The organism is Mycobacterium genavense ATCC 51234 (assembly GCF_000526915.1).
GTDB classification, from domain to species: Bacteria; Actinomycetota; Actinomycetes; order Mycobacteriales; family Mycobacteriaceae; genus Mycobacterium; species Mycobacterium genavense.
This window is the reverse complement of record NZ_JAGZ01000012.1, coordinates 61,154-74,680: the sequence shown is the minus strand read 5'-3', so window position 1 is coordinate 74,680 and position 13,527 is coordinate 61,154. Positions and strand designations below refer to the sequence as shown.

The 13,527-nt window shown below is 65.6% G+C and carries 11 protein-coding genes, 4 tRNA genes and 3 pseudogenes; 10 read left to right on the top strand and 8 right to left on the bottom strand.

Features of this window, described 5'->3' with window-relative positions; all coding sequences use genetic code 11:
• Window positions 1-381 precede the first annotated feature (381 nt).
• Both T428_RS0121015 and T428_RS0121010 read left to right on the top strand, forming a co-directional pair.
• Window positions 382-861 carry a hypothetical protein gene (locus T428_RS0121015; protein WP_051465307.1) on the top strand — a complete coding sequence of 160 codons (480 nt, stop codon included), beginning with the start codon at window positions 382-384 and terminating at the stop codon, window positions 859-861.
• A 64-nt stretch (window positions 862-925) separates the two neighbouring features.
• On the top strand, window positions 926-1,381 hold the full coding sequence (locus T428_RS0121010; RefSeq protein ID WP_025738025.1) for a PPOX class F420-dependent oxidoreductase: 456 nt from the start codon (window positions 926-928) through the stop codon (window positions 1,379-1,381).
• Between the two features lie 5 nt (window positions 1,382-1,386).
• Here the strand turns inward: T428_RS0121010 and T428_RS0121005 are convergent, their stop codons facing one another.
• The 4 genes from T428_RS0121005 to T428_RS0120990 form a co-directional block, all read right to left on the bottom strand.
• A complete protein-coding gene (locus tag T428_RS0121005) occupies window positions 1,387-2,337 on the bottom strand; it encodes a C1 family peptidase (RefSeq protein ID WP_025738024.1) in 951 nt (316 codons plus the stop codon).
• A 106-nt stretch (window positions 2,338-2,443) separates the two neighbouring features.
• Window positions 2,444-2,520: transfer RNA gene (locus tag T428_RS0121000), tRNA-Phe, on the bottom strand.
• A gap of 35 nt (window positions 2,521-2,555) precedes the next feature.
• Window positions 2,556-2,629: transfer RNA gene (locus tag T428_RS0120995), tRNA-Asp, on the bottom strand.
• A 48-nt stretch (window positions 2,630-2,677) separates the two neighbouring features.
• Window positions 2,678-2,750: transfer RNA gene (locus T428_RS0120990), tRNA-Glu, on the bottom strand.
• Window positions 2,751-2,861: 111 nt separating this feature from the next.
• Between T428_RS0120990 and T428_RS0120985 the strand changes: the two genes are divergently transcribed.
• Window positions 2,862-2,937: transfer RNA gene (locus tag T428_RS0120985), tRNA-Lys, on the top strand.
• Window positions 2,938-2,962: 25 nt separating this feature from the next.
• Here the strand turns inward: T428_RS0120985 and T428_RS32945 are convergent.
• A complete protein-coding gene (locus T428_RS32945; protein WP_139830142.1) occupies window positions 2,963-3,148 on the bottom strand; it encodes a hypothetical protein in 186 nt (61 codons plus the stop codon).
• A 136-nt stretch (window positions 3,149-3,284) separates the two neighbouring features.
• Here T428_RS32945 and T428_RS0120975 point away from each other — a divergent pair, with 136 nt between their 5' ends.
• Window positions 3,285-4,079 (top strand): TIGR04255 family protein, encoded by a 795-nt coding sequence (locus tag T428_RS0120975; protein WP_425412064.1) that lies wholly within the window; start codon window positions 3,285-3,287, stop codon window positions 4,077-4,079.
• Window positions 4,080-4,082: 3 nt separating this feature from the next.
• Here T428_RS0120975 and T428_RS29960 read toward each other — a convergent pair.
• A pseudogene (locus tag T428_RS29960) lies at window positions 4,083-4,982 on the bottom strand (SAM-dependent methyltransferase).
• A gap of 121 nt (window positions 4,983-5,103) precedes the next feature.
• Between T428_RS29960 and T428_RS0120965 the strand changes: the two are divergent.
• Window positions 5,104-5,610 (top strand): nucleoside deaminase, encoded by a 507-nt coding sequence (locus T428_RS0120965; RefSeq protein ID WP_025738022.1) that lies wholly within the window; start codon window positions 5,104-5,106, stop codon window positions 5,608-5,610.
• Here T428_RS0120965 and T428_RS0120960 read toward each other — a convergent pair.
• Complete coding sequence (locus T428_RS0120960; protein WP_025738021.1) at window positions 5,607-6,671, bottom strand: oxygenase MpaB family protein; 1,065 nt, start codon at window positions 6,669-6,671, stop codon at window positions 5,607-5,609. The genes T428_RS0120965 and T428_RS0120960 overlap by 4 nt on opposite strands.
• 68 nt (window positions 6,672-6,739) lie before the next feature.
• On the opposite strand from T428_RS0120960, the pseudogene T428_RS29955 reads away from it, so the two are divergent.
• The 5 genes and pseudogenes from T428_RS29955 to phoU all read left to right on the top strand — a co-directional run bounded on the left by T428_RS29955 (window position 6,740) and on the right by phoU (window position 12,740).
• Window positions 6,740-7,349, top strand: a pseudogene (locus tag T428_RS29955) (TetR/AcrR family transcriptional regulator).
• Window positions 7,350-7,480: 131 nt separating this feature from the next.
• Window positions 7,481-8,509, top strand: coding sequence for an acyl-ACP desaturase (locus T428_RS0120950; RefSeq protein ID WP_025738020.1), 1,029 nt, complete (start codon window positions 7,481-7,483; stop codon window positions 8,507-8,509).
• A 7-nt stretch (window positions 8,510-8,516) separates the two neighbouring features.
• Complete coding sequence (gene dusB, locus T428_RS0120945; protein WP_025738019.1) at window positions 8,517-9,650, top strand: tRNA dihydrouridine synthase DusB; 1,134 nt, start codon at window positions 8,517-8,519, stop codon at window positions 9,648-9,650.
• Between the two features lie 222 nt (window positions 9,651-9,872).
• Window positions 9,873-12,014, top strand: a pseudogene (locus T428_RS29950) (LCP family protein).
• A 57-nt stretch (window positions 12,015-12,071) separates the two neighbouring features.
• A complete protein-coding gene (phoU, locus tag T428_RS0120935; protein WP_025738018.1) occupies window positions 12,072-12,740 on the top strand; it encodes a phosphate signaling complex protein PhoU in 669 nt (222 codons plus the stop codon).
• Window positions 12,741-12,744: 4 nt separating this feature from the next.
• Here the strand turns inward: phoU and pstB are convergent, their stop codons facing one another.
• Entirely contained in the window at window positions 12,745-13,521 is a 777-nt protein-coding gene (gene pstB / locus T428_RS0120930) for a phosphate ABC transporter ATP-binding protein PstB (protein WP_025738017.1), read from the bottom strand.
• Window positions 13,522-13,527: the final 6 nt, after the last annotated feature.

The window sequence follows — 13,527 nt, the reverse complement described above, 5'->3', positions numbered from 1 at the left end:
CCCGGGGTAGCCGATCGGATAGCCCGCGGCCGCCGGCCCGAAGGAGCAATGGCGCGCTGGGTATCAAACGCAGGGCCCTCGAGCCTTTCACGTCTGGACGCTGATTCACGAAATACCCGAAGACAATTGGGGCGGCGGGTGGGAACGTCATTTACTACCGGCAAATGAAAGGCGTTGTCGCCGATGACTAAATGCGACGACCCCGGATTCGCGGTGACTGCGCCGCTCAATGATGTGTGAGCTGGATTTCACATTGGGCGGCATGTGATTTGCCTAACGGTCCGCCCATTTATAGCCGGGTTCGTTCACTAGCTTTGATAGGTTCGCAGCGCACTATGTGGCAGGAATGGCGGTCAGGAAACCATGCGAAGAATCCCCGCAATGTCGTTGGTCGCCGCCGATATGCTTGGGACCACGTTGTTCTGCGTCGCAACGGGTGTGGCCGCCGCCGATGCCAATTCCGGTGGGTCCCTGGTGCCGCTGACACCGAAGTTTCGGGCGTGCGACTTCACCTGGGCGGTCAACGTGCCGACGATGGGCAAGGGCAGCGGCCAGGCCGTCATCGGCCGGACCGGATCTAACAGGGTCGTCGCACAGGTGCAACTGATCGCCGCCGAGCCCGGAGCGCACTACAACGTCAGGCTGATCCAGTCGCCCCGGACGTCTGCCGGATGCGGCGCCGCGGATGTCGGGGTCACCGCCGGCGGAATCGACACCGACGGTAGCGGCGCGGGCACGGCAACGCTGGAAGGCCCGATTTCTGCGAACTCCACCGGCGTCTGGGTTTTCGTTGACCGCCCGTCGCCGCACTCGCAGACACCGATCGACTTCTACACCTCGGAAATCGTCACACCCATTTAGCCGCGGATACGTTGCGCTACAACGTATCTGAGCGACCACGTCGACGGCCGCTACGATGGGTTTCATGGCTCCGAAAGCGGCGACCGCGGACGTGGTCGGTCTTCCCGAACTTCTCGAATTCATCCGGCCCAGACACAAGATGCTGCTGACCACCTTCCGGTCGGACGGGTCGTTGCACAGTTCACCGGTCACCGGCGGCGTCGACGAACAGGGCCGCATCGTGATCGCGAGCTACCCGCAGCGCGCCAAGAGTGTGAACATCCGCCGCACCCCGTCGGCGAGCGTGGTCGTTCTCTCCGATGATTTCAACGGACCCTACGTGCAGGTCGACGGCGACGCGGAGGTGATCGACCTGCCCGAGGCGGTGGAGCTGCTCGTCGACTATTTCCGGGTGATCTCCGGAGAGCACCCGGACTGGGCGGACTACCGTCGCGCCATGGTGGATCAGGGCAAGTGTCTGATTCGCATCACGCCGCGGCGCTGGGGACCGGTGGCCACCGGTGGCTTCCCGCCGAAGTAGCATCCCTAGACCGAATCGGGGACGTAGACGCCCTGCCCCTGGGCCAGCTTTTCCAGCGTGTCGTACGCCATCCACACGAATCCCTTTTCGCCCCAACGTCTTCCCCAGCTGTTCTGAATCCGCACCGCCCCGGTCGAGTTCGTGTATGCGTCGTCGTAGCCCACGATCAGCATCACATGGCCGGCTTTTTTGCCGTTGCGGTCGCGACTCAACTTTCCATTCCCGACATAGGGCGAGGGTTCGCCGCGGTAGTGCGGAAAGTCGGTGTAAAGCGACATGCCGAAGGCGATCGGCACCCCGGAGGCGATGACGGTACGAACATTGTTCAAACCGTCGGCGCCGGTGATGCGCGTCAACTTGTACTCCGGGATGCGGAAGCTGGGATCCGGCGGAATTGTCTGCGCGCCGTACTCCGACCACTCCACTTGACACGTTGCTTTGGCTCCCGTCCTGCGGTTGGGGGCCGCGGCCAACGACGGAGTGCCGCCGTTGGCTCGAAGCCAATCCAGACATTTGGTGATTTGACCGCCGTGACAGGTGTTCTCGGCGGTTTTGTTCGCGATTTCGTAACGGATGTAGGCGTAGTCGGGTCCGGCCTGCCGTTCCGGATTGGTTGGCGCGGTGCGGCTCTTGCGGGCCGCGTAGAACGTCGCGAGGCCGTACACCGAGGCCCACACGAAGCAGTTCGGCATCGTCTGCCGGCCGACCGGGGGCAACCATTCCTGTGGGACGGATGCGGCCGGCGGCACTTCGCCACGGCGCCTGGGCTTTTCCGTCTCACCGGGTTCCGCGGCGTCGGGGTCGTAGCCATAGGAGGCGAGGTCGGCCGGCTCTTCGCTCTGATTTTGGCCTTGATCCTCGGGTTGCTCCCGGTTGCCGCAAGAGGGCAACGCCAAGGCCACGGCGCCCGCGACCGACAAGCCGAGCATCGAACGCCTGCTGATCCGTGGATCCACGGGCTCTCCTAGGTCACAGCGCGAAGTTTGCCAACGACGCCTCATAACCTAATTGCGTCGAACGGAGCTCGCCGGGTGCGGGAAAAACGCGCCGCGAACCAATCGATGGTGGCCAGGGCCGGGATCGAACCGGCGACCTTCCGCTTTTCAGGCGGACGCTCATACCAACTGAGCTACCTGGCCCGGAAGGCACCGATGACGTGCCTCGCCTTTATGGGCGACCCTGACGGGGCTCGAACCCGCGACCTCCGCCGTGACAGGGCGGCGCGCTAACCAACTGCGCCACAGGGCCTTGCTTTCCTACTTGTACTGCTCGCTTCGACGTTACCGCCGTCGCGAGTACCCCCAACGGGATTCGAACCCGTGCTACCGCCGTGAAAGGGCGGCGTCCTAGGCCACTAGACGATGGGGGCCAAAGTCCAACTACCGTTGGGAGCCACGCCAGCATAGGTCACCGCAGGCCTAATCCTCAAACGAGCGCCGTTCGAGCCGCGTTTGAAGCCCAAGTATCCTGAACATTCGCCGCCCCTATAGCTCAGTTGGTAGAGCTACGGACTTTTAATCCGCAGGTCCTAGGTTCGAGTCCTAGTGGGGGCACCAAAGCGTGGTTCTTACGCCCGGCCGGCTACTGCGGCGGCGGCGCCAGGTCGGGCGGGACGTCGGGATTGGGCGGCGGAGGCGGGTCGACGACGTCGGTGCGGCGCTCCCGATCGTTCTCCTCGATGTGCGGTTGAGGATCCGGCACCGCCGGCGCGGCGGGCAGGACTAGCGCGAAGGCCGCGACCAAGGCGGCTAACCGATTCCCGAGCATCCGACACCCCTTCCGGCACCGTTGGCGCGTTAAGGATATGGCCCACCACCGCTTTGTGGGGCAGATGACAGCCCAGCCGTCCACGCGGGGAACGGGCTTCGTTTGACCGCTACGTGGCTTGGTTATGCTTCGCGACGTGAGTGTCGATCCGGCCTGGCAAAACGCGCCCGCAGCCCTGGTAACGATGGAAATCCGTCACCCCGCAACGGATCCCCTCACCGAATCGTCGAGCCGCGAACTCAAAAGCCTGCTCACCGACGACCTGCCCATCGAGCGCCAGGCTCAGGACGTGGCCTGGGCGATGGGCCCGGGGGGTAACCCGGCGCCGGCGGCCGAGCAGTTCGCCCGCTACGTCAACCGCGACGGCACGCTGGCCGCCTCGATCAAGCGCCAGGCGATCGTCATCGAGACCACCGCCTACTCCACCTTCGACGCGTTGTCGGACGTCGCGATGCGCGTCATCGACGCCCGTGCGCAGGTGTCCTCGATCGTCGGGGTGGAACGGATCGGGCTGCGGTATCTCCTGGAGATCCGGGTCCCGCTGGGCACCGACGGTCGCATCGACTGGGCCGAGTGGATCGCCGAGCCCCTGCTGGGGCCGCAGCGCATCGCTCCGAGTGGGCTGACCCTGACCGAATGGCTGGGCGCCGCCGTCTACCGCGAGCAGCACCCCGGCAAATCGATGATCGTGCGCTACGGACCCGGCCTGGGCCAGGCCCTCGAGCCGAACTACTACCTGCGCAGGACCTTGCCGGCGCAACCCGGACCCTTTTTCCAGTTGGACATCGACAGCTTTTGGACGCCGGCCACCACGATCCCCGAGTACAACCGGGACGCGGTTCGGGCGACTTTTCACAATCTCTACGAGCCGGCCCGCGCGATGTTTCAGGAAATGCTCACCAGCCGCCTCAAGGATGACCTGGTCGGCTGAGGCCTACCGGGTGAGCACCGCGCTGGCATAGGTCACATCGGCGAAAGCCTGCGCGACCTCGTCGTCGGGATAGTGAAAGCCATTGGCCGCGTGCAGCTCCTTGACCGTTCGGGTGGTCACGTCCCATCCCCGCTGTTTGACGTGGTCGACGAGGTGGCTGCGGTGGCCGTGGTAGACGAGATCGTTGAAGTCGACCTCGAAGCCGAGTTCACCCATCCGGTCGTGGTGAGCGCGCCAGCGCGGGTCCGCGAAAATGGCTGTGTCGGGCACGAATTCGAAGGCCAGCCGGCTGCCCTGGGCGCTGAGCTCGGTGATGTTGTCGAACAACGCGTCCTGCGCCTCGTCCGGCAGATACACCAGCAAGCCCTCGGCGCTCCAGGCCGACGGAACCTTCGGGTCGAATCCGGCGGCTTGCAGCGCGGTGGCCCAGTCGTCGCGCAGATCGATCGCGACCGTGCGCCGCTCCGCGGTCGGCGCGGCGCCGAGCTCGCCCAGGGTCGCTGTCTTGAACTCGATCACGGCGGGCACGTCGACCTCGTAGACCACGGTGCCCGCCGGCCACGGCAAGCGGTAGGCACGCGCATCCAGACCCGAGGCGAGGATCACCGCCTAAGCGACGCCGCCGCGCGCGGCCGCAAGGAAGAACTCGTCGTAGAACCTGGTGCGACAGGCCATGGCCTCGGCCATCCGCCGCGGGTCGAAGTCGGCGTTTCCGCCGACGGGGATCTCCCCGTTGACCAATCGGACGTACACATCTATTCCGACCGCCCGCACCAACGACGCGGCGTACGGGTCGTCGATCAACTTCTCGTCGTTGGACAGCGCGCGCTGGGCGGCGACGATGGTTGCCGTGGCCCCGACGCTCGTCGCGAGGTCCCAGCGATCACTTTCGGCGCGCGCCATGCTGCTCCCCTAACCCGAATTCGCAATAAACATAGATAGGCTAGTTATTACCACAGCGCCGGTGGACGAACCTGCCGGGACTACCCTCCCAACTATCTGATGCCCGTGCGCCGGAGGACCCGTGACCGATTTCGCCCAACGCACCATCGACCTGGCCCGCCAGAACGTCGCCGAGGGCGGCCGCCCGGTCGCCACGGTGATAGTCCAAGACGGCGAAGTCCTCGCCGAGAGCGCCAACAAGGTCGCACAGACCAACGATCCGACCGCTCACGCCGAGATCCTCGCGATCCGCGACGCGTGTATGAAGCTGGGCACCGAGCATCTGGTCGACGCCACCATCTATGTGCTGGCCCACCCGTGCCCGATGTGCCTGGGCTCGCTGTACTACTGCTCACCGAAGGAAGTGATCTTCTTGATCACCCGCGAGTCCTATGAGCAGTACTACCTCGACGACCGCAAATACTTCGAAGTCTCAACGTTTTATTACGAGTTCTCGAAGAGCTGGGACCAGCGGCACTTGCCGATGCGATACCAGCCGCACGACGCCGCGGTCGCGGTCTATCGGATGTGGAACGAACGCAACGGCTGCCAGCGCAAGTCGACGGTCATCCCCGAGACGTCGAGCTAGGAAGCGTTGGGGCAGTAGTGCATTGGGTTTCCGCGCTCGTCGAGCGGCGGCAGGTTGCGTGCCGGCGTGTGCACCAGCGGCGCGTCCGCCGGGATCCGCCCGGACGCACGATCCAGACCGGCTCTGGCCCGCGGGTGCTTGTGGAATCGTGCTGGCACACAAGCGAACACGAGGCGAACGAGATCGCCGAGGCGCCGGTGCAGCCAGTCGTCACGGCGCGACCACTGGTAGCCCATCAGCCGGCGCACCGGCGGATCGTAGAGACCGACGGTGAACCAGACGAAGAACGGCGCCAACAGTTTGCGCTGGGCCGCCCACAGCCAGTCCGGCATCTTGCGGGCGAACGGCGGTTTGGGCAAGTCGGTCAGATCCAGCACGGCTCGCGCCGCCTCGTTGTTCTCTAACACGTTGCTGCACATATGATCCCAGTAGACTTGGAATTCCTCCCAGGACGCCGGCACCGGACGCATGCTCATGCCGTATATGCGATACCAGTCGACGTGCTCGTCGAACAGCTGACGCTTCTGCTCCTCGGTCAGCCCGCCGCAAAACCGTTCTGCCACATGGATAGTCCCGACGAAGAAGGTGGCGTGCGCCCAATAGAACACGTCGGGGTTCAGCGCGTGGTAGCGGCGGCCCTGGTGGTCGACGCCCTTGATCTGGACGTGGTAGTCGCGCACTTCGGCGCCGGTGATCGGGGCGCGGTCTTGATCGAAGACGACGCCGGCGATCGGGTACAGCGACCGCAGCAGGCGGGGCCAGCGCTCCCGGAAAAATGTGGAGTGATCGAGGACCGCGGCACCCAGTTGCGGATGCATGTTCTGCATCGAGCCGGCCCAGGGCCCCTGCAGCATGCCGCGCCAATCTCCGAAGTAGCGCCACGTCAACGAATCCGGGCCGAGCGGCGCCGGCGGCGCCTGATATCCCGACGGCGACACCGGGCACCCGCCGGCGACGGCGTCGGCCCGCTCGACAGGCATTGACGCCGTGTGGAAACTGGTCGCGCCGCTACCAGCTTCGGCGCTGGTCAGTGGGCAGGCCGCGGACGTATGTTGGGTCACTGTTGGGTTTCCTGTAGCTAGCCGAAATTCTGACTACGTGCGTTGTCAATTCAAAGCTTAGGAGCGATGTGCAGTCCGGTCAACGACGGGGCCGTTGGTCAGGCGTCCCCCTGGAAAGTCGTCACGCGCTCCGACGCGACAACCTGATCGCCGCCGGCGTGCAACTGCTGGGCAGCGAGCGCGGGCCCGTGCTGACCGTCCGGGCCGTCTGCCGCAAGGCCGCCCTGACCGAGCGGTACTTCTACGAGAGCTTTTCCGACCGCGACGAGTTCGTGCGCGCCGTCTACGACGACGTCTGCGCGCGCGCCATGACGACGCTCACCTCGGCGAACACCCCCCGGGAAGCGGTCGAGCAGTTCGTCGAGCTGATGGTGGACGACCCGGTGCGGGCGTGTGCTGTTGTTGGTGCCGGCCGTCGAGCCGATCCTGACCCAGTCGGGCGCCGAGTGGATGCCCAGCTTCATCGACCTGCTGCAGAAGAAGCTGTCCAACATCGGCGACCCGGTGCTGCAGAAAATGATCGCCACCAGCCTGGTCGGCGGCCTGACCAGCCTGTTCACCGCCTACCTGAACCGACAGCTCGGCGCCACCCGCAAGCAATTCATCGATTACTGCGTCAACATGCTTTTCAACACGGCGGCCCCGTATGTACCGCCGCTGGACGGGGTATCCGAGTAACACCGTTCGTCCCGTAAGCACCTGGATAAGTACGTCAAGTTGTGACCCGCCGCGCCCGGGCGGAACTTGATGCTACTGATCGACACAGATATATTGACTGCAACCATTAGACACAGATAACTGGGAGTGACATGCCAGCGTCAGCCGACCTGACCGATCTGCAGCTTCTGCATGAGCTTGAGCCGGTCGTCGAGAAGTACCTGAACCGGCACCTGAGCATGCACAAGCCGTGGAACCCGCACGACTACATCCCGTGGTCGGACGGGAAGAACTTCTACGCCCTCGGCGGCCAGGACTGGGAGCCTGGGCAATCGCAACTGTCCGACGTCGCGCAGGTGGCGATGGTGCAGAACCTGATGACCGAGGACAACCTGCCCTCCTACCACCGCGAGATCGCGATGAACTTCGGTTTGGACGGCGCCTGGGGCACCTGGGTCAACCGGTGGACCGCCGAGGAGAACCGGCACGGCATCGCGCTGCGCGACTACCTGGTGGTGACCCGCGCGGTCGACCCAGTCGAGTTGGAGAAGCTGCGCATCGAGGTGGTCAACCGGGGCTTCAGCCCGGGCCAAAACCACCAGGTTCGAGCCGACCTGTTTGCCGAGAGCCTGTTCGACTCGGTCATCTACGTGACCTTCCAGGAGCTGGCGACCCGGATTTCGCACCGCAATACGGGCAAGGCCTGCAATGACACGATCGCCGACCAGTTGCTGGGCAAGATCTCGGCCGACGAGAACCTGCACATGATCTTCTACCGCGACGTCAGCGAGGCCGGCTTCGAGATCGACCCCAACCAGGCGACGAGGTCGCTGCACAAGGTGCTGCGCAACTTCCAGATGCCCGGCTACCAGGTGCCCGAGTTCCGGCGCAAGGCCGTGGTCATCGCCGTCGGCGGCGTCTACGACCCGCGGATCCACCTCGACGAGGTGGTCATGCCGGTGCTGAAGAAATGGCGCATGTTCGAGCGCGAGGACATCACCGGCGAGGCCGCCGCGTTGCGCGACGACCTTGCCCTGCTGATCAAGGAACTCGAGGAGGCCTGCGACAAGTTCGAGGTGTCCAAGCAGCGCCAACTCGAAAGGGAAGCTCGCACCGGCAAGAAGGTCACCGCGTTCGAGCTGCACCAGACCGCCGGCAAGCTGGCAATGAGCAGGCGGTAGCCAAGCGGTGCGCATCGGTTCCATCGAGCTCGCCAGCCCGGTGGTGCTGGCCCCGATGGCAGGCGTGACCAACGTTGCTTTCCGGACGCTGTGCCGTGAACTCGAGCGGTCGAAGGTCGGCACGGTCAGCGGCCTGTACGTGTGCGAAATGGTCACCGCGCGTGCCCTCGTCGACCGGCATCCGGCCACAATGCACATGACGACGTTCGCCCCGGACGAATCGCCGCGCTCGCTGCAGCTCTACACCGTCGATCCCGCCACCACCTATGCGGCGGCCAAGATGATCGCCGACGAGGGCCTGGCCGACCACATCGACATGAACTTCGGCTGCCCGGTGCCCAAGGTCACCAAGCGCGGCGGCGGCGCGGCGCTGCCGTTCAAGCGGCGGCTGCTCGGCCAGATCGTGGTCGCCGCGGTGCGCGGCACCGAAGGCACCCGGATCCCGGTGACGGTGAAGTTCCGCATCGGCATCGACGACGAACACCACACCCACCTCGACGCCGGCCGCATCGCCGAAGCCGAGGGCGCGGCGGCCGTCGCACTGCACGCCCGCACCGCGGCGCAGCGCTACTCCGGCTCCGCCGACTGGGAGCAGATCGCCCTGCTCAAGCAGCAGGTCAAGACGATTCCGGTGCTCGGCAACGGCGACATCTACGACGCCAGCGACGCGCTGACCATGATGGCCAGCACCGGATGCGACGGCGTGGTGATCGGCCGCGGCTGCCTGGGCCGGCCGTGGCTGTTCGCCGAACTGTCGGCCGCGTTCACCGGCGCTGCGTCGCCCGCCCCGCCGACGCTGGCCGAGGTCGCGGACATCGTGCGCCGCCACGGCGAGCTGCTCACCGCGCATTTCGGTGAGGACAAGGGCATGCGCGACATCCGCAAACACGTCGCCTGGTATCTGCACGGCTTCCCCGCCGGATCCGAGCTGCGGCGCGCGTTGGCCCTGGTCAAGACGCTCGACGAGCTCGACGCGCTGCTGGACCGGCTGGACGGCACCGTCGAGTTCCCCGAGACGGCGACCGGGCCGCGGGGCCGGCAGGGTTCACCGGCGCGCGTCAGCCTGCCCGACGGCTGGCTGAACGATCCCGACGACTGCACGGTTCCGGCCGGGGCCGACGTCATGCACTCCGGCGGCTGAGCCGAACCACGCTCAAAATCGCGTCTCCGGCGATAAGTCAGTACGATGTGGACCTTGCCGTATTGCGCTCGGGTGGCGGGCGGTTTAACCCGCTGCTCCGGGCGACGGATTACGGCGCGACCTGACGGTAGCGAAGTTGCAGCGCTGTTGGCGCGGCGCGGCGGTGAATTGGCGCACGGACATCACTGACGGCGGCATCAGAGCTTCGGAGGCGGATAGAACATGAGTGACGGCGAGGTAGACGCCACTCTTGGCCATCGCCGTGGCCCCCGCGATCGTCCACCGGCAACCCCGGCCGCGCCCGTGGCTTTGAGCGCCGCACCCTGGGAGCGATTCTACGAACCACTGGTCGATGACAGCGTCCACCGGTGGCAGATCAACCCGCCCGCCGAGACACCCGGAGACGACCCGGCCGAGCGCGTCGAGCCGTCGGCCCGCGACGCGCAGCGAAGCGGAAGCCATGCCTCGGGTGCGCTGAGCGTCGCCGACCTGATCGCCAGGGTCGGCGCCAGCAGCACCGGCACCCGGCACCGCCGCGCGGCCCTCGACGACGAACCGGCCCAACCCGATCCGGAGCCGCAGCCCGACCTGCAGGACACCCAGGTCATCGATATCCCTGCCTACTCGCTCGACGTCGTTTCGGAGGTTCCCGACCTCGAGCCCGCGAGCTATCCACCCGCCCACGAGCCCGAGTTCGCCCTCCCGGTCGAGGAGTCGGCCGAATCGCGCCCCTTCAAGCCGAAGCGGACCCGCCGCCCGAAATCTCCGGCGAACGCCTCGCCGACGCTCAAGTCCCGCCGCAAGCCGATCCTGGTTGCCGCCCGCTCGATGGCCGCCCTGTGTGCCGGGGTGGCGCTGGCGGTGACCGGCGGTGCCTACCAGTGGAGCGCGTCGAAGAACCACCGACTCAACGTCATCAACGCACTCGACCCGGACTCCGGTGACATCGTCGACCCGGGCGGGCAGTACGGCGACGAAGACTTCCTGATCGTCGGGATGGACTCGCGCTCCGGCGCGAACGCCGACATGGGCGCGGGCGACACCGAGGACGCCGGCGGCGCCCGGTCGGACACCGTGATGCTGGTCAACATCCCGGCGAATCGCAAACGCGTGGTAGCGGTTTCGTTCCCCCGCGACCTGGCGATCACTCCGATACAGTGCGAAGCGTGGAATCCCGAGACCGGTAAGTACGGACCCCTCTACGACGAGAAAACGAAGACCTGGGGTCCCAAGATGGTCTACACCGAGACCAAGCTGAACTCGGCGTTCGCCTTTGGCGGCCCGAAGTGTCTGGTGAAGGAAATCCAGAAGCTGTCCGGGTTGAGCATCAACCGGTTCATCGCCGTCGACTTCGCCGGGTTCGCCAAGATGGTCGAGGCGCTCGGCGGTGTCAAGGTGTGCAGCAAAACCCCGCTGCACGACTATGAACTCGGTACCGTCCTCGAGCATTCCGGACGCCAACTCATCGACGGCCCGACGGCCCTGAACTATGTGCGGGCCCGTGTCACCACGTAGTTCAACGGTGACTACGGCCGCATCAAGCGCCAGCAGCTGTTCCTGTCGTCCTTGCTGCGCGCCCTGATCTCCGAAGACACCCTGACCGACCTCAACAAACTCAACAACGTCGTCAACATGTTCATCAGCAACAGCCAGGTGGACAACGTCCAGACCAAAGACCTGGTTCAGCTGGGTCAGTCGCTGCAGAAGATGGCGGCCGGGCACTTCACGTTCGTCACGGTCCCCACCGGTGTGACCGACCAGAACGGCGACGAACCGCCGCGGACGGCCGACATGAAGGCTCTCTTCAACGCGATCATCAACGACGATCCACTGCCCGAAGAAAACGACCAGAACGCGCAGAACCTGTCAACGACGCCGGCCACGGGAGCGTCGGCCGCACCGACGACCAAGAAGTCGGCGCCGCCCTGCGCCGCGCCCGAGGCACGACGCGAGCAGGTGTTGACGACCTCGCCGGACGAGGTCACCGTGCGGGTCTCCAACGCGACGGCACAGAGCGGGCTTGCCGTCACCGCCACCAGCCAGCTCAAGCGCAACGGGTTCAACGTCATGTCCCCCGACGACTACCCGAGTTCGGTGAACACCACGACGGTGTTCTTCTCCCCCGGCAACGAGCAGGCGGCCGCGACGATGGCATCGGCGTTCGGCAACGCGAAGGTTGCCCGGGTTTCCGGCTACGGGCAGGTCGTCCAGGTGGTGCTCGGCCCCGACTTCAAGTCGGTGACCACTCCCGCGCCCAGTGGTTCGTCGCTGTCCGTCCAGATCGATCGCAGCCCGGGCAGCACGCCCACCAAGCTGCCGGACGACCTGTCGGTGACCAACGCCGCCGATACCACCTGCGAATAACCGCATTTCGCTTCAGTAGATCGCCGATTCGGTCGCAGAGTCAGTAGGCTTGGCCTCATGCGGACCGCCTACCATGAGCAACTCTCGGATCTATCCGAGCGCCTTGGCGAGATGTGCGGGCTGGCGGGTGTGGCCATGGAACAGGCAACCCAGGCACTCCTGCAGGCCGACCTTGTCCTCGCCGAACAGGTGATCTCCAACCACGAAGACATAGCGGCGTTGAGCGCCCGCGCTGAGGAGAGTGCCTTCGTGCTGCTGGCGCTGCAGGCACCGGTGGCCGGGGACCTCCGGTCCATCGTGAGCGCCATCCAGATGGTGGCCGACATCGACCGGATGGGCGCACTGGCGCTGCACGTCGCCAAGATCGCCCGCCGACGCCACCCTCAGCACGCCCTGCCCGAAGAGGTCAACGGCTATTTCGCCGAAATGGGTAGAGTCGCAGTCGAATTGGGTAACAGCGCACAAGAGGTGGTGTTATCCCGCGACCCGGAGAAGGCCGCCCGGATACGCGAGGAAGACGACGCGATGGACGATCTGCACCGGCATTTGTTCTCGGTGCTGATGGACCGTGAGTGGAAGCACGGCGTGGCCGCCGCCGTCGACGTGACACTGCTCGGCCGTTTCTACGAGCGCTTCGCCGATCACGCGGTCGAGGTGGCCAGGCGCGTCATCTTCCAGGCGACGGGCAAGTTGCCCGACGACGAAACCGCGCCCACGACGCCCTAACCCGTCAGCCGAAGCGCCCGGAGATGTAGTCCTCGGTGGCCTTTTGCGAGGGATTGGAAAAGATCTTCTCGGTGTCGTCGATCTCGATGAGCCGACCCGGCTTTCCCGCTGCTTCGAGGTTGAAGAACGCCGTGTGATCGCTGACGCGGGCGGCCTGCTGCATGTTGTGGGTGACGATGACGATCGTGTAGTCCTGCTTCAATTCGCTGATCAGTTCCTCGATCGCCATCGTCGAGATCGGGTCCAGCGCCGAGCACGGCTCGTCCATCAGCAGCACGTCGGGTTGCACCGCGATCGCGCGCGCGATGCACAACCGCTGCTGCTGCCCACCGGACAGCCCGCCACCGGGCCGGTTCAGCCGGTTCTTGACCTCGTCCCACAGGTTGGCGCCGCGCAGCGAGTGTTCGGCGACGTCGTCGAGCAGCCTGCGGTTGCGCACCCCCTGCAGCTTCAGGCCCGCCACCACGTTGTCGCGAATCGACATGGCGGGAAACGGGTTTGGTCGCTGGAACACCATGCCGATGGCCCGGCGCACACCCACCGGGTCGATACCCGGAGCGTAGATGTTCTCGTCGTCGAGCAACACGGTGCCCTCCACCCGCGCACCGGGGATGACCTCATGCATCCGGTTCAACGTCCGCAATACGGTCGTCTTACCGCAGCCCGACGCGCCGATGAACGCCGTCACGCTGCGCGGGAGAATCGACAGCGTCACGTCGGCGACCGCCTGAAACGATCCGTAGTAGATGTTGACGTCTTTCAAGTCCAAACGCTTTGCCACCCAGCA

What these genes read in the sequence shown, in the direction of transcription:
- T428_RS0121015 (WP_051465307.1), top strand. Translation starts at nt 382, where the DNA reads ATGTCGTTGGTCGCCGCCGATATGCTTGGGACCACGTTGTTCTGCGTC.
- T428_RS0121010 (WP_025738025.1), top strand. Translation starts at nt 926, where the DNA reads ATGGCTCCGAAAGCGGCGACCGCGGACGTGGTCGGTCTTCCCGAACTT.
- T428_RS32945 (WP_139830142.1), bottom strand. Translation starts at nt 3,148, where the DNA reads ATGCTCGGGAATCGGTTAGCCGCCTTGGTCGCGGCCTTCGCGCTAGTC.
- T428_RS0120950 (WP_025738020.1), top strand. Translation starts at nt 7,481, where the DNA reads ATGCCAGCGTCAGCCGACCTGACCGATCTGCAGCTTCTGCATGAGCTT.
- phoU (WP_025738018.1), top strand. Translation starts at nt 12,072, where the DNA reads ATGCGGACCGCCTACCATGAGCAACTCTCGGATCTATCCGAGCGCCTT.